This is a genomic window from Lysobacter enzymogenes (assembly GCF_017355525.1).
GTDB classification, from domain to species: Bacteria; Pseudomonadota; Gammaproteobacteria; order Xanthomonadales; family Xanthomonadaceae; genus Lysobacter; species Lysobacter enzymogenes_C.
On sequence record NZ_CP067395.1, the window covers coordinates 2963266 to 2980461 of the forward strand.

Consider the following 17196-nt stretch of genomic DNA (forward strand, 5'->3'; position numbering starts at 1 on the left):
GTTGTCGCGCGCCGCCGCGCCGTTGCGGACCGATAACGTTTTCAGTCGGCGTCCGCCGCGCGCGCCAGTTCGCGCACCGCCTGCGGCAGCTCGGCGGCCGCGGCCACGCGGCGCAGGCGCGGCGCGTCGGCGGCGACCTCGGCCTCGTTCTCGTGCGCCCAGGTGGTGTGGTACGGGACGTGGATGCCCCAGCCGCCGAGTTCCAGCACCGGCGCGATGTCCGAGCGCAGCGAATTGCCGATCATCGCGAACTGCGCGGCCGGCAGGCCGAACTCGCGCAGCAGGCGGGCGTAGGTGCCGGCGTCCTTCTCGCTGACGATCTCGATGCGCCGGAACAGGTCGGCCAGGCCGCATTGCTTGACCTTGGCTTCCTGGTGGAACAGGTCGCCCTTGGTGATCAGCACGATCTCGAAATCGGCGGCGATCGCCGCGACCGCTTCGGGAATGCCCGGCAGCATTTCGACCGGATGCCGCAGCAGGTCCTTGCCGAGCTCGACGATGCGGTGCAGATCGGCGGCGCCGATGCGCTGATCGGTGATCGCCACCGCCGCCTCGATCATCGACAAGGTCATGCCTTTGACGCCGTAGCCGAACACGCCGATGTTGTTCTTTTCGATCTCGTACAGGCGCTCGTGCAGACGCGCGTCGCCGAGGTCGACGTACTGGCCGACGATGCGCTCGAAATCGAGCTGGGCCTGGTCGAAATAATCCTGGCTGCGCCAGAGAGTGTCGTCGGCGTCGAAGCCGACCATGCGGAGAGGTGCGCTCATGCGCGGATTATCGCCGATTTGTACGGCGCCGATTTGCCCGGCGCCGACGGCCGTTACCGGCGCGGCGGCGGTTCCGCCAGCGCGCGCACATTCGCGCCGACGACGGGCCGCGACCTAGGTCGCAAAACCGCGAGCTATCGGTGGCGGCCGCACCAGACCGCCGCAGGTCCGCACCCACCGCCCTGGCCCGGCACGAAAAAAAGGGCGACCCCAACGGGCCGCCCTCGCACAACGCAGGAAGTTCCTGCACCCCAAGGGAGCGGCCGGGCACGCCCGGCCGCCCTGACTTGCGCTTACTTGCCGCCGCTGTTGCCGCTGGCGGCGCCGCCGCCCGACTGGGCCTTGGCCACGTAATTCTTGTATTCGTCCGGCGTCAGCTGGCCGTTGGCGTCGCTGTCGGCCTGTTCGAACACCTGGCTCAGCGCCGGCACGGCCGCCGCTTCGCCCTTGCTGAGGTTGCCGCTCTTGTCGGTGTCGACGTCGGCCCAGCTCTTCTTCTGCGCGCTCGGCGCCGGCGCGGCGGTGGCGGCGGCCGGATCCTGGGCGGCGGTAGCGGCGGCGTCACCGCCCGGGGGCGCCTGTTCGGTCGCGGATTGAGCGAAGGCCATCGGCGTGGCGAGCGCGGCGGTCAGGGCCAGAGCGGCGATCAGCGGCTTGCGGGACTTGATGTTCATCCGTCGGTACTCCTCGATAGTGGGCCGTGGTGCGCGATCGCCGCCTCTGCCGGCGGATCGCGGGGTGTGTGGTGCTGCTAAGCACGGGGCCAACCTTGCCGATGCGGTTCTGAACCGATCGCTGCGCGAGAGAGTTAAAGCTACGTTCGTTTAACCACAGCGCGCAGCGCAGACGTTAGGCACGACGCGAATCGAGGCGACGCGGCACGGCAAAACGTGACTCTCGGCGGCAAATCGTTAGCGCTTCGTTCGACGCTTCTGGCTGAATGCAACACAACGTTTACGAACGCGCGTGGCGACGCGCGCGCCGTGTGTTGCGTTCGCGGAAGGTTGGCGACAAGCGACGCCCGTCGCCGCGACGAAACGCTGCGCGAACGAGAAAACGATTTCGATTGCGTGCGTTGGGCGCCGGATTGCAACGCACGCGCCCTGCCCGCCGGCTACGCCGGCTTGTGCACGCGCGCGAAGCGCACCTCGTGCTTTCCGCGATCCGCCGCGGCCACGCGCAGGCAATCGGCGGCCTGCGCTTCCAAGGCGGCGCGCTCGGCCGCGGCCAGGCGCCGGAACGGCGATATCGTCAGCGTCGCCGAACGCGCGTCGCGTTGCAGCGTCCACACGCCGGCGACGAAGCCGTCGAGCAACACCGTGGCGGCGACCAGGCCGTTGCGGGTGTACACCGCCGCGCGCACGGAATCGTCGAGGATGCGTTCGCGCCGCGCATGCGCGAGCACGACGTTGTCGAACTCCGGCAGCAGCCGCGGCGGCGCCGGCAGGTCCGCCGGCGGCAGCGGCGCGTCGGGCAGATCGAACAGCTCCGTGCCGTGTTCGTCGCGGAAGACGCGCAGTTGCGGCCGCAGCCGCTGCAAGCGCTCGGCCGGCGCGGACAGGCCCGACCACGCGCCGAGGTCGCGCGCGCTGGCCGGGCCGAACGCGCCGAGGTAGCGCAGCACCATCGCATCCACCGCCGCCTCGTCCGGCGCGTCGGCGACGGCGGCGCCGAGCCAGTCCAGCGCGGTGGCGAAGGCCGCCGGCTTGTGCCAGTCCCATTCGCCGGCCGGCGGCACGTGCACCAGCGGCTCGGCGCTGCGCACCAGCGCCGCGAGTTGCGCGCAATCGCGATCCGGCCAGTGCGCGCGCAACGCTTCGGCCAGCGCGGCGGCGTTCAGCGGCTGCGCGCGCAAGGCCTCGAAGCCGGCGCGCCGCAGCGGTTCCAGTTCCAGCCCGCGCAGCGCCTTGGCGTGGCCGCTGGCCAGGCTCAGGCGCCGCAGCGCCGGCTGCAACACCGGGCGCAGCGCGCGGTAATCGTCGGCGCTGACCAGATGCAAGGTGCCGCGCATCATCGTCGCGCGGACGATGCGGCGTTCGCGCAGGGCCGCGCTCAGATCGTCCAGCGCGAACCGCTGCAGGCGCGTCCACAAGCCCAGGTACGGCGGATTCGGCGCCTGCGCCTGCAAGCCGATCAGACGCTCGGCCATCGCCACGACCGATTCGTCGCTGCGCTCCAGCAGGCTCTGCCGCGCCAGCAAGGCGCGATTGAGCGCGCGCGCCGACAGGGTCGCCGGCGCGGCTCCGCGCGCGTTCGCCGCCATCGCGCCGGGCCTCAGCGCGGCCGCGGGCAGCGCGGCGGCCAGTTCGGATCGCCCTTGCCGTCGCGCCACAGGAACAGTTCGCCGGAACGCTCGCCCTTGAGATCGCGGGCGAACAGCATCGAATGCCCGTCCGGCGACAGCAGCGCGCCGATCTCGCTGCCGTTGGCGTCGATGCGCGGGCCGAGCTTGGTTCGCTTCGACCAGCCATGCGCGCCGCGCAGGCTTTGGTACAGGCCGTCGGCCGCCATCAGCACCATGCGTTTTCCGTCGGCCGACACCAAGGGTTCGTACTCGTCGTCGGGCGTGTTGAGGTTGGGGCCGAGGTTCTCTACCGTCCACGCGCCGTCGCCGCCCTGGCGCGCGCGCCACAGGTCGGTCTTGCCGAGGCCGCCGGGGCGGCCCGTCGAGCCGAAGTACAGCCAGCCGTCCGCGGCCAGACGCGGAAACCACTCGGCGCCGGGCGAATTGACCGGCTCGGGCAGGCGCTGCGGCCGGCCCCATTGCCCATGCGCGTCGCGCTCGACCCGCCACAGATCGAGGTCCTTGCGTTTGGCGCCGGCCGGCGGCGGCGCGCCGTCGGGGCTGCGCGAGGAAATGAAGTACAGCGTGCGGCCATCGGGCGTGAACCAGGGATCGGCTTCGACCCCGTCGCCGGCGAACGCGGGTTCGACCGGCTCGCTCCAGCCGTCGTTGCCGCAATGGCTGGTGAGGATGCGCCAACCGGTGAAGTCCGGCGCGCTGCGCACGAAATACAGATCGCCGGTCAGCGGATCGAACGCCGGGTGCGATTCGAAACGGTCGCTGGCGATGCGCGCCGGCGCCCACGGCTCCACGCTTTCGCCGCGCGCGCCGAAGCCCGGCACCGCTGCGGCCGCCGCGCCCGCGCTCAGCCACAGCGCCGCGATCGCCAGCGCGCGCCTCACGCGTCGTTCTCCGCGTACACGGACACTTCCGCCGCGCCGTCTTCGTCGATGTTGACCGCGACCACGATCGGGCGGCAGCAGACCTGGCAGTCCTCGATATAGCGCTGATCGCCGGCCGATTCGTCGACCAGCAATTCGATCGGCTCGCCGCAATAAGGGCAGTGCACTTCCACGCTGGGCAGCATGCGCGACTCCGGAAGGTTCGGGACGGAAGCAGACGAGGCGGCGGCAGGATGCGCGGCCCGGGCCGTGCGCGTCCAGTGACGTTCCTCACCCCCGGCGGCGAACCGTCGGCGGCGGGCTCACCGCGGCTTAACCCGGCCCGGCGGACGCTGGCGGCACACGGTCCGGCGGGCACGCCGCCGTGCCGGACCGGTGCCTGCGGCGACGCTCGCGCGAACGCCGCGACGGCGGCGCGCGGAGGGCGTCATGAAAACCCGCCATGTGTTCAGCACTCCGGACCTGATCGTCGCGCAGACCGCGATGGACGCCGCGCGCGAAGCCGGCGTGCGCGACGACGACATCCTGTTGATCGCGCGCTCGGACATCGAGCTCGAATCGATCCCCAACGAACGCAAGGAAGCCGACACCGACCTGATGCCGGCGGCCTTGCGCGGCGCCGGCTACGGCGGCGCGGCCGGTCTGCTGGCCGGCTTGCTCGCGGTGGTGGTCACGCCGATCGGCCTGACCGTGGCCGGCACCGCCGCCGCGCTGGCCGCCGGCGCGATGGTCGGTTGCTGGGCCTCGGCGCTGATGGGATCGGCCCTGCCCGATCCGATCCGGCGCAAGTTCGACGCGCATATCCGCGCCGGCCGCATCCTGGTGGTCATCGACGGCGACCGCGAGCTGCTCGGCCGCGCCGAAGCCTTCGTGCTGGCGCGCGCGCCCGGCGTGGAAATCCTGCCGTTCGATGCGCCGAAGGCCTTGGCCTGAAAGATCGGTGCGCGGCGCCGGCGTGCCGGCGCGAGCGAACGCGCGTTCGCAACATGCGCCGCATCCGCGCGCGGCGCGCGCACGCGCAGCAATCGCGTGACGCCGGTACGGCGCCGAGGCGCACGCACGCTTCGCGGCATCTCGCGCGCTTACGATTTCCTAGCGCGCAAGCCTCATTGCCCGCGTGATCGCGGTTGAAGATCGCTCGCGGTGGCCGCGCGCGCGCGGGGAACTGCCGAGGCGGTCGCAAGATCGCGCGCGCGGCGGGTGGCACTCTCGGCCGGCCTTCCCCACGCACCACGCCGGAGAACCGCCATGAAGCCCAACACCCTCAGCCTGCTGTGCGCCGCCGCGCTGGCGCTGCCCGCGAGCGCAGCGCTCGCCCATGACGCGCCTGCCGCGCTCGCTCACCAGGCGCGCAGCGAAGCCGCCGACACCGCGACCGCCGCCAAGGCCAATCCGTTCACCGCCACCGAAGTGGCGCGCTTCAACGAACCGTGGGCGATGACGTTCCTGCCGAACGGCCGCCTGCTCGTCACCGAAAAACGCGGCGTGCTCAAGGTGCTGACCATTGGCGGCACCGCGCAGACGATCACCGGCGTGCCGGCCGTGGCCTACGGCGGCCAGGGCGGATTCGGCGACGTGATCCTGCATCCGCAGTTCGCGACCAATAATCTGGTCTACATCAGCTACGCCGAAAAAGGCACGACCAGCGGCACCGCCGGCGCCACCGTCGCGCGCGCCAAGCTGACCCTGACCAGCAGCGGCGGTTCGTTGAGCAATCTGCAGGTGCTGTGGCGCCAGCCCAAGGTCACCGGCAGCAACCATTACGGCCACCGCCTCGCGTTCGGGCCGGACCGCAAGCTGTGGATCACTTCCAGCGAACGGCAGAAGTTCGATCCGGCGCAGGACCTCAATTCGCCGCTGGGCAAGGTGATCCGGCTCAACGACGACGGCAGCGTGCCGACCGACAATCCCTTCTACAGCCGCGGCGGCGTCGCCGCGACGGTGTGGTCGTACGGCCACCGCAACCTGCTCGGCATCGCTTTCGATGCGCAGAACAAGCTGTGGATCCACGAGATGGGGCCGATGGGCGGCGACGAGCTCAACCTGATCGAGCGCGGCTCCAACTACGGTTGGCCGCTGGTATCGCAGGGCGACCATTACGACGGCACGCCGATCCCGCGCCACAACACCCGCCCCGACCTCAACGCGCCGGAAGCGTGGTGGAACCCGGTGATCGCGCCGGCCGGTTTCGTGATCTATTCGGGCACGCGCTTCCCGAACTGGGCCGGCAGCGGGCTGATCGGCGGCCTGGCTTCGCAGGCGCTGGTGCGGGTCAAGTTCAACGGCAACACCGCGGCGGAAGCCGAGCGCTATCCGATGGGCAAGCGCATTCGCGAGGTCGAGCAAGGGCCCAACGGCGATGTGTGGTTGCTGGAGGATGGGACGAATGCGCGGTTGCTGCGTTTGACGCCGATCTGAGCCGTAGCGGTGTAATCCGATACGCGAGAGAGCGGGCTTCGGCCCGCTCTTTTCGTCAGGAGCGTCGGATGCGTTGCGTCGCGATCCTGCGATGCCGTGTTCGCACCGGGGCTGAAAGCTGTCGCGGCATCGCGCTGAAGTCTCTGGATCCCCGCGTTCGCGGGGATGACGGTCGGGGAGAGACGCCGCGAAAGCGATAACGGCGCGGAAGAAACGCAACGAAAGCGATAACGGCGTAGAAAAGGCCCACCAAGTACCGACCGACGCAACCTACCTGTCGTCATGCCCGCGAACGCGGGCATCCAGGGCTTCATCGCGACGCGACTACGCGATGCCTTACTGCGCCGCGCGCAGCGCCGGCTTGCGCGTCCCCAACGCCAATTGATAACGCTGCACCAAAGCCTCGACCTTGGCGATGTACTCCTGGGTCTCGCGGTACGGCGGCACGCCGCGGTAGCGCGTCACCGTGCCGATGCCGGCGTTGTACGCGGCCGTGGCCAAGGTCACGTCGTTGTTGTAGCGCCGCAGCAGCGACTTGAGGTGGCGCGCGCCGGCCTTGATCGATTCGTCCGAGGAGAACGGATCGCTGACCCCGTATTCCTTCGCGGTCTCCGGCATCAGCTGCATCACGCCTTGCGCGCCCTTGCTCGACACCGCCTTGGCGTCGAAGCCGCTTTCGGCGTGGGCGATCGCGCGCAGCCAGGCGTCGTCCAGGCCGTTGGCCTTGGCCGCGCTGCGGAACTGCACGGCGAACTTGTCCAGTTGCGGCTTGCCGACCTTGCCCAGGCCCGGATGCGCCGGTTCACCCGGCGGCGTTTCCACGCTGAAGCCCATCACCCGGACCGAGCCCGGCAGGTTGCGCGTGCTGTAGACGGTCTTGCCGTCCTGCTGGCGTTCGTAGAGGTTGCCGTTGATGACGCCGAGTTCGCCCCACAGGTTCGGCAGCTTCACTGCGTTGTCGTCGAACTGCTTGGGCTCGCAGCGCGAGCCGGGTTCGGGCGCGGTGGCGAGGCTGACGGTGCCGTCGCGCACGCAGCGGTACACGGTGCGCGCCTGCGCGGCGGTGCTGGCCAGCGCCAGCAGCGCCACGGCGGCGGCCAGGCGCAGGGCGGCGGTGCGGGCGGGCGCGGCGACGGTCATGGGGCGCGATTCTAGGCCCGCGCGGGCGGCGGCACAGCGCCGGAAGTCAGGGGTCGGGGGCGACGTTCATTCAGGTAAAGAGACTGTGCATTCGCCGGTGCCGCGCAGCGGCTGCGGGGTTTGCAGGCCGATGGGGCCATGGGTGCGACGATCCGGAGCGAAGGCGTCGGGGCTCAAGCCCCTGCCGCAACGGTGCCCGATGCCAGCGGCGCCTGGTAGTGGAAGCCTCTCTGGGACGGCCTTCAGGGCCGGCGCGTTCCTGTCCGCCGCAGCGGCGATCGCCGAGACGACGCCGACTGTCCGACAAAAAGCGGGCGCAACGCGATCGACTCGCCCAACCGCGCCGCGCCCGAGTAAACCCGTTCCGGGCTTGGCGATCCGACCGGTGCGTCCCGGCCGGTGTTGTCTGAGCGACGCCGCCGGATCCGCACGGCGGCGGCGTTCTCAGAGCGGATTCAGCGCCGGGTCCGCCGCATCGCGCGCGGACCCGGCAGCGGCGGCCGGATTCACCGGCCGCCGCGTCGATCAACCGCCGCCGTTGGCCGGCGGCGGCGCGGTGGCCGCGTCGGCCGGCGCGCTCGACGGTGTGGTCGACGCCGCCGGCGCGTCCGGCGTGGTTTCGCCCTTGCTCTTGCACGCGGCGAGCGACAACGCGCCGAGCACGATGGACGCATAGGCGGCAGTACGCAGATCGATCTTCATGGAAGCATGCACCTCGGGTTGGTTCGGCCGGCCTCGGGGTCGCGGCGCGGCCGATGTGTGGCCACGGCCGCGGCTGCGGCGCGGTGCGGGGGAACACCGGGGGACCGCCGCAGCCGCGGCCGGCTGCTCGTGCCGCAGGGGAAGTGGACGGCACGGGCTGCACACTGCCGTCATCGCGATGAACGAAAGCGGTGCCGCGCCGGCCATGGCTACGTTTGTTTAACCAACCCGCGTTGGCGCTGCGTTAGGCCGCGACCGGATCGTCGCGAAAAGCGTGATCGCTTAGTCGCTAATCGCGCGGCCGCGCGTCGCTGCGCGGCTGAACGCAACAAAACGTTTACGAACCGGGCTGATTCGGCGGTCATCGCCAAGGTCTGCGGCGGCCGCAGCGCGCTCATGCCCCTCGCAGCGGCGCACATGCCGCAGTGCGCATTGCAGTCGGCGCCGCGCTGGCACTAAGGTGGCCCGACTGCGGCCGCCCGCGCGCGCCGCCCGCCACGAGCGAGGGGAACCACGTTTTGAGCCAGCCGTCGAGCGAGCCGACCTCCGTCGGCGCATCCGCCGTACCCGTCGCTTCTTCCTCCGGCTCCGAGCCCGGCCCCGACCACACCGTCCGCGCGGTCAGCCGCTGGCAGATCGTCGGCCTGTCGATCAACGACGTCATCGGCAGCGGCATCTACCTGCTGCCGGCCACCGCCGCCGCCCTGCTCGGCCCGGCCAGCCTGTGGGCGGTGCTGCTGGCCGGCTTCGCCGTCGCCTTGCTGGTGCTGTGCTACGCGCAGGCGGCGAGCTACTTCGACCAGCCCGGCGGCGGTTACCTGTATGCGCGCGAAGCCTTCGGCCCGTTCGCCGGTTTCGAAGTCGGCTGGATGCTGCTGGTCACGCGCATCTCCACCGCCGCCTCGCTCAGCAACGGCCTGGCCGAGGCGGTGGCGCTGTTCTGGCCGGCGGCGAAGGCCGGGCCGGCGCGGGTGTTCATCGTCGCCGGTTCGCTCGGGCTGCTGGTGCTGATCAACGTGCTCGGCGTGCGTACCGCCGCGCGCGCCGGCGTCGCGCTGGCGATCGGCAAGCTGGTGCCGCTGGTGCTGTTCGTGGCGATCGGCGCGTTCTACTTCGATCCTTCGCTGCTGCGCAGCGGCGCGCCGCTGCCGATGGATCATCTCGGCGAAGCCGCGCTGTTGCTGCTGTTCGCCTACGCCGGTTTCGAAAACCTGCCGGCGGCGGCGGGCGAATACCGCAATCCGCGTCGCGACGTGCCGTTCGCGCTGCTGACGATGATCGTGATCGTCACGGTCGTGTACTTCACCGTGCAGCTCGTCGCGCTGGGGACGCTGCCTGGAATCGCCGCATCGTCCAGTCCGTTGGCCGAAGCCGCCGCGCATTTCAGCGGCACCGGCCTGGCGCTGGTGCTGACGGTCGGCGCGGCGATCTCGATCCTGGGCACCAACAGCAACACGGTGATGATGGGGCCGCGCTATCTGCTGGCGCTGTCGCGCGACGGTTACGGGCCGCGCGCGCTGGGCGCGATCCATCCGCGCTTCCACACCCCGGCGCGGGCGGTGCTGTTCCTCGGCGCGATCGCGCTGGTGCTGGCGCTGACCGGTTCTTTCCAGCAGTTGGCGCTGCTGTCGGTGGTCGCGCGCCTGTGCACCTACATCGGCACCGCGGTGTCGGTGCTGGTGCTGCAGAAGCGCCACCACGGCCGCGAAGGCGCGCTGCACCTGCCCGGCGGGCCGCTGATTCCGCTCGCCGCGATCGTGCTGTCGCTGGGGCTGCTGGCCAGCGCCAGCGCGCAGAACCTGATCGCCGCGGCGATCGCACTGGTGGTCGGCGCGGCGATCTACAAGCTGCGGCGCAAGCCTGAAGCCGAGGCGGCGGGTTGAGCGCGTCGATGCGGCGATAGCCCGCTGTAGGAGCGGCGCAAGCCGCGACCGCGAAACCGCGCTTGTGTCGTAGCCGCGATGCCGCGGTCGCGGCTTGCGCCGCTCCTACAGGGGGCTGCGGCCGGCTTGACCTCAACTTTAGTTAAGGTCTTAGCCTGCCGGCTTTCCCAGCAGGATTGCGCTCATGGCTTCCCCTCTACGCCTCGCGCTGATCTACGGCAGCGCGCGCGAAGGCCGCTTCTGCGATGTGGTCGGCGCCTGGGCGCAGCGCCGCGTCGCCCGCCACGGCGGCTTCGATACCGATCTGATCGATCCGCTCGACTGGCCGCTGTCGGGCCGCCCCAGCCGCGCCGACGAGGCGCAGCTGCAATCGCTGCGCCAGCGCCTGGATGCGGCCGATGCGTTCCTGATCGTCACGCCCGAGTACAACCACGGCTATCCGGCGCCGCTGAAGGCGCTGATCGATGCGTGCTACGAGCCGTGGCGGGCCAAGCCGGTGGCGTTCGTCAGTTACGGCGCCAGTTCCGGCGGGCTGCGCGCGATCGAGCAGTTGCGCCAGGTGTTCGGCGAACTGCATGCGGCGACCTTGCGCGACTGCGTGTGCCTGGCGCACGCCTGGCGCCAGTTCGGTCCGGACGGCGAACTGCGCGAGCCGCAGGCGGCGCATCAAGCGATGGAAGCGACGCTGGCGCGGTTGCGCTGGTGGGCGCTGGCCTTGCGCGATGCGCGCGAGGCGATGCCGTATGAGGCGGCGGCTTGAGGCGGCGCAGCGGAGCTTCGATGCGGCGGATCGAAAGGCCCTCCCACAGCGGCGCAACCGGGTTTCGTTACAGCGGAGCGGAAAGCGTCGGGCCTGAAGGGCCCTCCCACAGCGGCGCCGCGAGGTTTCGCTACGACAGAACGGAAAGCCTCGGGCTTGAAGCCCCTCCCACCATCGCAACCGCTCAGCGCAGCGGCGGCGCCGGCAGCGGTTTCGGCGCGCCTTCAGGCAGCGCCAGCATCTGCTGTTGCAGGTCGTACAGCGCTTCGGCGTCGCCCGGCTGCCACTCGCGCGCTTCGTTGCCGCGGAAGCGGCGGTGGAATGCGGCCAGCGCGGCGCCGGGATCGCGCAGGTCGTAGCCGATCAGGCGCAGCGCCACCCACGGATCGAATCCCGGCGGCGGCGGCGCGAGCGAGGCGCGCGGCCACAACCCGAAGCCGGCGTCGGCGAGGCGCTGCCACGGGAACTGCACGCTGGGGTCGGTCTTGCGGCCCGGCGCGAGGTCGCCGTGGGCGAGGATCGCCTGGCGCGGCAATCCCAGTCGTTTGGTCAGGTCTTCGAGCAAGCGCAGCAGGCTCTGGATCTGCGCCTCGGCGAACGGCTCGCTGCCGTCGTTGTCGAGCTCGATGCCGATCGACGCCGAATTCAGATCCGACACATCGCCCCAACTGCCGGCGCCGGCGTGCCAGGCGCGCCGCTCCTCGGCCACCAGCTGATAGATGCGGCCGTCCTCGCCGATCAGGTAATGCGCGCTGACCTTGCCCTGCGAATTCGCCGTCTGCAGCGTGCGCAGGGCTTCGCCGACGCTGTCCATCTGGGTGTGGTGCAGCACGATCAGCTGCGCGCGGCGTTCGTTGAAGTTCGGCGAGCCGCGCCATTGCGCGAGCGGATTGTGCGGCGGCGCGCTGGCGCAACCGGCGACGAGCAGCGCCAGCGCGATCGCGCACAGCGAAGGAAGGCGGCGAAGGTCCATGCGCTAGCCAACGGCGGAAAACCGCAGTGTAGGCCAAGCGCGCCGGCGCCGTTGCGCGCGGCCCGGCGCGCTTACAACTGTCACCCCGGCCGCGTTCGGTGACGCAGTCGGCGCCGGCGGCGCGGACGCGCGCCTACAGTGCCGGCGACGCGGGCGGTGCCCGCGTCGTCCGCCACTTCGGGAGGATCGCGCATGAAACGCAAATCGTATGGCTGGCTCGCCGCGTTCGCGCTGGCCGCGTTCGGCTTCGGCTTCGGCGTCCAGGCCGCTTCGTCGGCGCCGCCGGACAAAGCGCTGTGCAGCATCAAAGTCTGTCAGGACCGCTGCGGCGGCCTGCCGGGCTGGAGCCCCGGCAACGGCCAGCCGTGCCGTTGTTGCGACTGAGCCGGCCGGCTCAAGCGGCCAACGCCGCGCGGGCGAAACCGCGCGGCGCTGCCGCGAAGACCGACCGAACGTCCGCGCGTCGCGCGGATACCGCGTTCAGCGGATACCGGGACGATCGAGCTGCGGTTCGACCCGGTTCTTCTGATCTTCGCGCCGCTGCGAGACGCTCTTACACACCTTTTCGGTGCGGTTGGAACCGATCGTACGCACGCGCTGGCAGACGACTTTTTCTTCGGGCTCGGCCGCAGCGGCGACGGTGCCGCCGGCCTGCGCGATCCAGGCCAAGTCTTGATGCGCCTGCTCGCGTTCCGACGCGCTGAGCTGATCGTAGCTGCGGCCTTGCAGCAGCTGGCCCAGACGGTCCTGGCGCGAGCGAAGCTCGTCGCGCTTGGCCGGCTCGAGCTTGGCGTAGTCGCCGCGGCCGGCGTCGACGTCGCTGCGGATTTGCTTCTGCTGCTCCAGCACATGCGCGCTGTCGAACGGCTTGGGCTCGCCGGAGGCGGACGCCACCGCGCACACGCCGGCCAGAATCAGGCCGACCAAGGCCTTGTTGAACGCATTGCTGCCGTTGGACAACGGCTTCGATTCGATCTTGCGCATGGCTCCCTGTGCCTCGTCGATGGCGGCCGCGAACGCCGCAGGATGGGGCCGCAGCGGCCCGTTCGCCTTCCATTGGGTGGTGCCGGAACCGCGTGGGGACAGGCTTGCGGCGCGCTCCCCAACGCGACCGACACACCGATCCTAGAGAGACGGCGGGCACAACTCCATAGACTTTCGACCTAGGCGACCTGTCAAAACTTTGCCGACTCGGGTGCTTGACAGGCGCGGGAACGGCCGGCCCGCGCAGCGCGGGCCGGCCGTGCGTCCTGGCTCAGGGCTTGAGCCAGTTGTTCGACACCGCGATCATCGACAGCAGCTTGACGCTGTCGCCGTAGTAATCGCTGGTGCCGCCGTTGGCCATGTAGGTCCACAGCTTGTCGAGCCAGGCCTGGTCGGTATCGACCGTGGCGGCGACCGCGAACGGCGCGGTGAAGAAGGTGCTGTTGTAGTTCTCGGTCACCGTGCCGTCGAGCTTGTACCCGCTGCGGATGTTGTTGGCGTTGTTGCCGGCCTTGCCCTTGATCCACTGGCTGAGCTTGCGCGCGGCGTTGCGCGAACGGCTGTCGCCGCTGACCGCCGCGTCGATGCCGATGCGCCACGGCACCCGCCCGGCGTTCCACGAATACGCGCCGTCGTATTCGGATTCCAGGAAGTTCGCCGGCGCCGGCTTGGCGGTGGTGTTGGTGTTGACGATGAAGTCCGGCAGCAGGCCGGTATTGGGCGCGTAGCTGCTCTGCATCTTGCCGATCAGGGTCTGGTGGGCGTCGAGCACGCCGGTCCAGTAGCTGTCGCCGAGCTTGCTGGCGAAGCCGCGGAAATGGCCGAGCATCCAGTCCGAGCTGCGGGTGGAGTTGTAGTAGTTCGGCTCGCTGCTGCTGACCCAGTCGCCGAGGGTGACCAGCTTGGTGTTGGCATTGACGTTGCTGCTGCGGATCGCGGCGATGACCTTGCGCGCTTCGGACAGGTAATTGATCGAGCCGGCCGAGCCCCATTGCAGGTCGGCGAGCAGCAGCGCATAGGCGATGTCGAGGTCGCCGTCGGTGGCCGAATCGGGGCCGGCGACGTTCTTGCAGTTGGCGTCCTGCGCCCACGCCAGCAACGCCGGGTTGCCGCTGCTGGGATGGCCGCGGTTGTAGCGGTGCAGGCCGTCGAACAACGCCTGCGCGTCGGGATCGCTGCCGGCCATCATCACCGTGATCAGCATGCCGTAGCCCTGCCCTTCCGACACCACGTACGCGGTGTCGGTGCTGGCCTTGACCCGGTATTCGCCGGCCTTGCAGCCGGCGACCAGATAGCGCTGCTTCCAGGCGCGATAGAACGACGCGGTGGATTGGTCGGCGGCGGCGCGGCCGACGCTGGGGCTCAGGGTGCCGCTGACGTAGCTCTGGCGATGGCTGCCGAAGGGATAGTTCGGCGCGGCCTGCGCGGCGAGCGAAGCGCCGAGCGCGGCGGCGGTGGCCAATACCAGGGCCAGGGTGTGCAAGCCGCGGCGCGGCCGGGCTGAAGCGTTGTGCATGGGATATCTCCGCTAAAGAGGGTCGGTGGGCGACCGCGCAGGCGGCGGCGCGCACGGGCGCGCAGCGCCCGCGCCGCGGCAGCGGCGGGAGGAGGGGAACGCAGGCAGCGGATGCATCGCGGCGCGCGCGGTCGTGGTCGACCGCGACGACGCGCATGCTTCGGCGCCGCGGGCGCAAGCAGGCTAGCGCGCGCGGCCACGCCAAAGCGCGACCGCCGTCAACCCACGCGCGAACATGCCTGCGCGGGTTCGCAGATCGACTTTGGTCGTACCGCGGCGCTTGCGCGGCGTCGCGGTATACGGGTGTCGGCGGCGACGGTTCGCACGCGCCGCTGCGCGCGGGCGTCGCCTCGGGACGCGAATCGCGAGCGGCGAGCGCGTCGCCGCGCCTCGAATTCGCAGCCGCGCCTACAAATAGCTCAGCCAGCGATCGCGCCGGCGCCGCTTGACCCCGGCGAACCAGCGCGACAGCGGATACAGCAGCGCCAGCACCAGCAGCCAGACCGCATACACCGCGCCGAGGCTTACGCCCCAGCCGGCTTCGGTCAAACGCTGCGGGCGGTCGAGGAAGCCGATGAAGGCGGCCGCCGGCACGCCGCTGGCCACGCCCGCGATCAAGGCCAGACCGTGCACGACGTAGATGTGCAGCAGATAGGTGAACAACGGCGTGCGGCCGTACGCCAGCAACACCGCGCGCAACGGTCCGCGCAAACGTTCCAGCGCCAGTCCCAGCAGCAGCGCCGCGCCCAGCGTGACCAACGCGTACTGCAACGAAGGCGGGTACTTGGTCACGTTGAAGAACGACGCCGCATCGAGCCAGGGATCGGCCATGCGCCGCCACGCGCGCGGGTCGCCGAGGCCGGACAGGCGCAGGCCGACGTACGCCGCCAACGCGAACATCGCGAGCGCGGCGAGCGCGCGCCGGCGCCGCGCCGGCGGCCACGCGAACACCGGCCCGAGGCCGTAGCCGAGCAGCATCAGGCCGATCCACGGCACCGCCGGGTAAGCGACGAATCCGGGCACGCCGGCGATGACGCCGGGACGCAGCAAGACGGTCCACAGCGGCGCCCACAGCGACGTCGCCGGCGGCGCGAAACCCGCCAACGCGGCGTGCCCCACTACGATGGCCGCGCCCAGCAGCAACACCGCCGAACGCGGCAGCCACACCAGCGCCGCCAGCGCGACCATGCCCAGGCCGATCGCCCAGATCACTTGCAGGAACAGGAACGGCCACTGGAAGTTGAAGCCGAACACGATCACCGTCAGTTCCAGCGCGATCAGCCACAGGCCGCGGGTCAGCGCCAGCCGCGCGACGCGCGCGCGGGCGACGCCGGAGGCCAGTTGCAGATGGATCGAGACCCCGGCCAGGAACACGAAGGTCGGCGCGCACAGATGGGTGATCCAGCGCGTGGCGAACAGCAGCGGCGTGGTCCGGTCGAGGTCGAGCGGATTGAACGCGAACGCGTCGCTGTGGAAATAGTCGCGGACGTGATCGAGCACCATCAGCGCGATCACCCAGCCGCGCAACACGTCGATCAGCTCCAGGCGCATCGCGCCCGAGCGGGTCAGGCCGGCGTCGGCCGCCGCGGGCGCGAAGGCCGCGCCAACGGATGCGGCTTCGGCAGCATCTACTTCGGCAGGATCGGCTGCCGCGTTGCCCCCAGGCTGCGCCATGCTCGGTTCCCGAAACGGCGCCGGCAGCGGCGCGCGCCGAGTATAGCGCGCGCCGCCGCGGCCTCGCGGCCGCGGGTTTCCGCTCGAATAACGCCGCTTATTCCTTGCCGCTTATTCCTTGCGCACCGCGTGCCCGCCGAACTCGTTGCGCATCGCCGCGAGCAGCTTGTCGGCGAAGGAATCCTTCTCGCGCGAACGCAGGCGTTCCATCAGCGAGGCGGTGATCACCGGCGCCGATACGTCCAGATCGATGGCTTCGGCCACGGTCCAGCGGCCTTCGCCGGAATCCTCCACGTACGGCGCGATGCCCTGCAGCGTCGGATTCTTGGCCAGCGCGTCGGCGCTGAGGTCGAGCAGCCACGAACGCACCACGCTGCCGTGGCGCCAGATCTGCGCGATCTGCTCCAGGTCCAGGCCGAACTCGGCCTTGCGCCCGAGGATCGCGAAGCCCTCGGCGTAGGCCTGCATCATTCCGTACTCGATGCCGTTGTGGATCATCTTGGTGAAATGGCCCGCGCCGCTCGGCCCGACCCGGCCCCAGCCGCGGTCGGCCGCCGGCGCCAGGGTTTCGAAGATCGGCCGCAGGCGTTCGACCGCGGCCTCGTCGCCGCCGATCATCAGGCTGTAGCCCTCCTGCAAGCCCCACACGCCGCCGCTGGTGCCCGAATCGACGTAGTGCAGGCCGTGCGCGCGCAGTTCTTCGGCGCGCCGCACGGTGTCCTTGTAGTTGGAATTGCCGCCGTCGATCACCGTGTCGCCCGGCGCCAGCAGCGGCCGCAGTTCGACCAGGGTCGCGTCGACCGCGCCGGCCGGCACCATCAGCCACACCGCGCGCGGCGCGGGCAAGGCCGCGACCAACTCCGCCAGCGTCGCCGCCGCGCCGATGCCGCGCGCCGCGGCCTGCTCGCGCGCCGCGGCGCCGGGGTCGACGCCCGTGACCTTGTGGCCGCCGCGCACCAAGCGCTCGGCCATATTCGCGCCCATGCGGCCGAGGCCGACCATGCCCAGTTCCATACCGTCTCCCGATGTCGTGTTCGATGACCGCCGCGCCGGTGCCGGCGCGCGGGACAGGCGATCTTGGTGCCCGTCTCGGTAAGGAAGTGTGAGCGATCGCGGCGAAATAAAGGCGGCGGATCGACCGACTTTGGCCGCATGGATCGCGGCGCTTGGCCGAAAGCTTTCGTGGGATG

At 70.6% G+C, this 17196-nt stretch carries 17 protein-coding genes; 5 read left to right on the forward strand and 12 right to left on the reverse strand.

All coding sequences use genetic code 11. The features are described from left to right. Positions 1-41: 41 nt before the first annotated feature. The 5 genes from JHW38_RS12345 to JHW38_RS12365 all read right to left on the reverse strand — a co-directional run bounded on the left by JHW38_RS12345 (position 42) and on the right by JHW38_RS12365 (position 4141). On the reverse strand, positions 42-770 hold the full coding sequence (locus JHW38_RS12345; RefSeq protein WP_242691340.1) for an HAD family hydrolase: 729 nt from the start codon (positions 768-770) through the stop codon (positions 42-44). Between the two features lie 293 nt (positions 771-1063). Continuing rightward, positions 1064-1444 (reverse strand): EF-hand domain-containing protein, encoded by a 381-nt coding sequence (locus JHW38_RS12350; RefSeq protein WP_207526189.1) that lies wholly within the window; start codon positions 1442-1444, stop codon positions 1064-1066. Between the two features lie 440 nt (positions 1445-1884). Beyond that, positions 1885-3033 (reverse strand): winged helix DNA-binding domain-containing protein, encoded by a 1149-nt coding sequence (locus tag JHW38_RS12355; RefSeq protein ID WP_207526190.1) that lies wholly within the window; start codon positions 3031-3033, stop codon positions 1885-1887. Positions 3034-3044: 11 nt separating this feature from the next. Continuing rightward, the gene (locus JHW38_RS12360; protein WP_242691341.1) at positions 3045-3956 is read right to left on the reverse strand and encodes a TolB family protein; all 912 of its coding nucleotides are present in this window, start codon (positions 3954-3956) and stop codon (positions 3045-3047) included. After that, positions 3953-4141 carry a CPXCG motif-containing cysteine-rich protein gene (locus JHW38_RS12365; protein ID WP_207526191.1) on the reverse strand — a complete coding sequence of 63 codons (189 nt, stop codon included), beginning with the start codon at positions 4139-4141 and terminating at the stop codon, positions 3953-3955. The genes JHW38_RS12360 and JHW38_RS12365 overlap by 4 nt, the downstream gene beginning before the upstream one ends. Before the next feature lie 244 nt (positions 4142-4385). Here JHW38_RS12365 and JHW38_RS12370 point away from each other — a divergent pair, with 244 nt between their 5' ends. Beyond that, complete coding sequence (locus tag JHW38_RS12370) at positions 4386-4889, forward strand: hypothetical protein (RefSeq protein ID WP_207526192.1); 504 nt, start codon at positions 4386-4388, stop codon at positions 4887-4889. A gap of 315 nt (positions 4890-5204) precedes the next feature. After that, positions 5205-6374 carry a PQQ-dependent sugar dehydrogenase gene (locus tag JHW38_RS12375; RefSeq protein WP_207526193.1) on the forward strand — a complete coding sequence of 390 codons (1170 nt, stop codon included), beginning with the start codon at positions 5205-5207 and terminating at the stop codon, positions 6372-6374. Between the two features lie 336 nt (positions 6375-6710). Here JHW38_RS12375 and JHW38_RS12380 read toward each other — a convergent pair whose 3' ends face one another. Together JHW38_RS12380 and JHW38_RS12385 are read right to left on the reverse strand one after the other, a co-directional pair. Beyond that, positions 6711-7514: a lytic transglycosylase domain-containing protein gene (locus JHW38_RS12380; RefSeq protein ID WP_207526194.1), complete on the reverse strand. Its 804-nt coding sequence runs from the start codon at positions 7512-7514 to the stop codon at positions 6711-6713. A 525-nt stretch (positions 7515-8039) separates the two neighbouring features. Beyond that, a complete protein-coding gene (locus JHW38_RS12385; protein ID WP_207526195.1) occupies positions 8040-8216 on the reverse strand; it encodes a hypothetical protein in 177 nt (58 codons plus the stop codon). A 635-nt stretch (positions 8217-8851) separates the two neighbouring features. Between JHW38_RS12385 and JHW38_RS12390 the strand changes: the two genes are divergently transcribed. Together JHW38_RS12390 and JHW38_RS12395 are read left to right on the forward strand one after the other, a co-directional pair. After that, on the forward strand, positions 8852-10099 hold the full coding sequence (locus JHW38_RS12390; RefSeq protein WP_242691392.1) for an APC family permease: 1248 nt from the start codon (positions 8852-8854) through the stop codon (positions 10097-10099). Between the two features lie 184 nt (positions 10100-10283). Beyond that, a complete protein-coding gene (locus JHW38_RS12395) occupies positions 10284-10859 on the forward strand; it encodes an NADPH-dependent FMN reductase (RefSeq protein WP_207521634.1) in 576 nt (191 codons plus the stop codon). A 184-nt stretch (positions 10860-11043) separates the two neighbouring features. On the opposite strand, the gene JHW38_RS12400 is transcribed toward JHW38_RS12395, so the two are convergent. Continuing rightward, positions 11044-11832: an N-acetylmuramoyl-L-alanine amidase gene (locus tag JHW38_RS12400; RefSeq protein WP_207521635.1), complete on the reverse strand. Its 789-nt coding sequence runs from the start codon at positions 11830-11832 to the stop codon at positions 11044-11046. Positions 11833-12024: 192 nt separating this feature from the next. On the opposite strand from JHW38_RS12400, the gene JHW38_RS12405 reads away from it, so the two are divergent. Beyond that, complete coding sequence (locus tag JHW38_RS12405) at positions 12025-12216, forward strand: hypothetical protein (RefSeq protein WP_207521636.1); 192 nt, start codon at positions 12025-12027, stop codon at positions 12214-12216. 96 nt (positions 12217-12312) lie between these two features. On the opposite strand, the gene JHW38_RS12410 is transcribed toward JHW38_RS12405, so the two are convergent. The 4 genes from JHW38_RS12410 to gnd all read right to left on the reverse strand — a co-directional run bounded on the left by JHW38_RS12410 (position 12313) and on the right by gnd (position 17020). Next, positions 12313-12816, reverse strand: a complete 504-nt coding sequence (locus tag JHW38_RS12410; protein WP_207521637.1) for a hypothetical protein — start codon at positions 12814-12816, stop codon at positions 12313-12315. 271 nt (positions 12817-13087) lie between these two features. After that, a complete protein-coding gene (locus JHW38_RS12415) occupies positions 13088-14332 on the reverse strand; it encodes a glycosyl hydrolase family 8 (protein WP_207521638.1) in 1245 nt (414 codons plus the stop codon). 408 nt (positions 14333-14740) lie between these two features. Beyond that, positions 14741-16006 carry a DUF1624 domain-containing protein gene (locus JHW38_RS12420; RefSeq protein WP_207521639.1) on the reverse strand — a complete coding sequence of 422 codons (1266 nt, stop codon included), beginning with the start codon at positions 16004-16006 and terminating at the stop codon, positions 14741-14743. A 111-nt stretch (positions 16007-16117) separates the two neighbouring features. After that, positions 16118-17020, reverse strand: a complete 903-nt coding sequence (gnd, locus tag JHW38_RS12425; RefSeq protein ID WP_207521640.1) for a phosphogluconate dehydrogenase (NAD(+)-dependent, decarboxylating) — start codon at positions 17018-17020, stop codon at positions 16118-16120. Between the last annotated feature and the right edge of the window lie 176 nt (positions 17021-17196).

Coding starts and splice junctions, on each gene's coding strand:
- JHW38_RS12370 (WP_207526192.1), top strand. CDS start 4,386: ATGAAAACCCGCCATGTGTTCAGCACTCCGGACCTGATCGTCGCGCAG.
- JHW38_RS12365 (WP_207526191.1), bottom strand. CDS start 4,141: ATGCTGCCCAGCGTGGAAGTGCACTGCCCTTATTGCGGCGAGCCGATC.
- JHW38_RS12350 (WP_207526189.1), bottom strand. CDS start 1,444: ATGAACATCAAGTCCCGCAAGCCGCTGATCGCCGCTCTGGCCCTGACC.
- JHW38_RS12415 (WP_207521638.1), bottom strand. CDS start 14,332: ATGCACAACGCTTCAGCCCGGCCGCGCCGCGGCTTGCACACCCTGGCC.
- JHW38_RS12380 (WP_207526194.1), bottom strand. CDS start 7,514: ATGACCGTCGCCGCGCCCGCCCGCACCGCCGCCCTGCGCCTGGCCGCC.
- JHW38_RS12395 (WP_207521634.1), top strand. CDS start 10,284: ATGGCTTCCCCTCTACGCCTCGCGCTGATCTACGGCAGCGCGCGCGAA.
- JHW38_RS12400 (WP_207521635.1), bottom strand. CDS start 11,832: ATGGACCTTCGCCGCCTTCCTTCGCTGTGCGCGATCGCGCTGGCGCTG.
- JHW38_RS12410 (WP_207521637.1), bottom strand. CDS start 12,816: ATGCGCAAGATCGAATCGAAGCCGTTGTCCAACGGCAGCAATGCGTTC.
- JHW38_RS12345 (WP_242691340.1), bottom strand. CDS start 770: ATGAGCGCACCTCTCCGCATGGTCGGCTTCGACGCCGACGACACTCTC.
- JHW38_RS12405 (WP_207521636.1), top strand. CDS start 12,025: ATGAAACGCAAATCGTATGGCTGGCTCGCCGCGTTCGCGCTGGCCGCG.
- JHW38_RS12385 (WP_207526195.1), bottom strand. CDS start 8,216: ATGAAGATCGATCTGCGTACTGCCGCCTATGCGTCCATCGTGCTCGGC.
- JHW38_RS12355 (WP_207526190.1), bottom strand. CDS start 3,033: ATGGCGGCGAACGCGCGCGGAGCCGCGCCGGCGACCCTGTCGGCGCGC.
- gnd (WP_207521640.1), bottom strand. CDS start 17,020: ATGGAACTGGGCATGGTCGGCCTCGGCCGCATGGGCGCGAATATGGCC.
- JHW38_RS12375 (WP_207526193.1), top strand. CDS start 5,205: ATGAAGCCCAACACCCTCAGCCTGCTGTGCGCCGCCGCGCTGGCGCTG.
- JHW38_RS12420 (WP_207521639.1), bottom strand. CDS start 16,006: ATGGCGCAGCCTGGGGGCAACGCGGCAGCCGATCCTGCCGAAGTAGAT.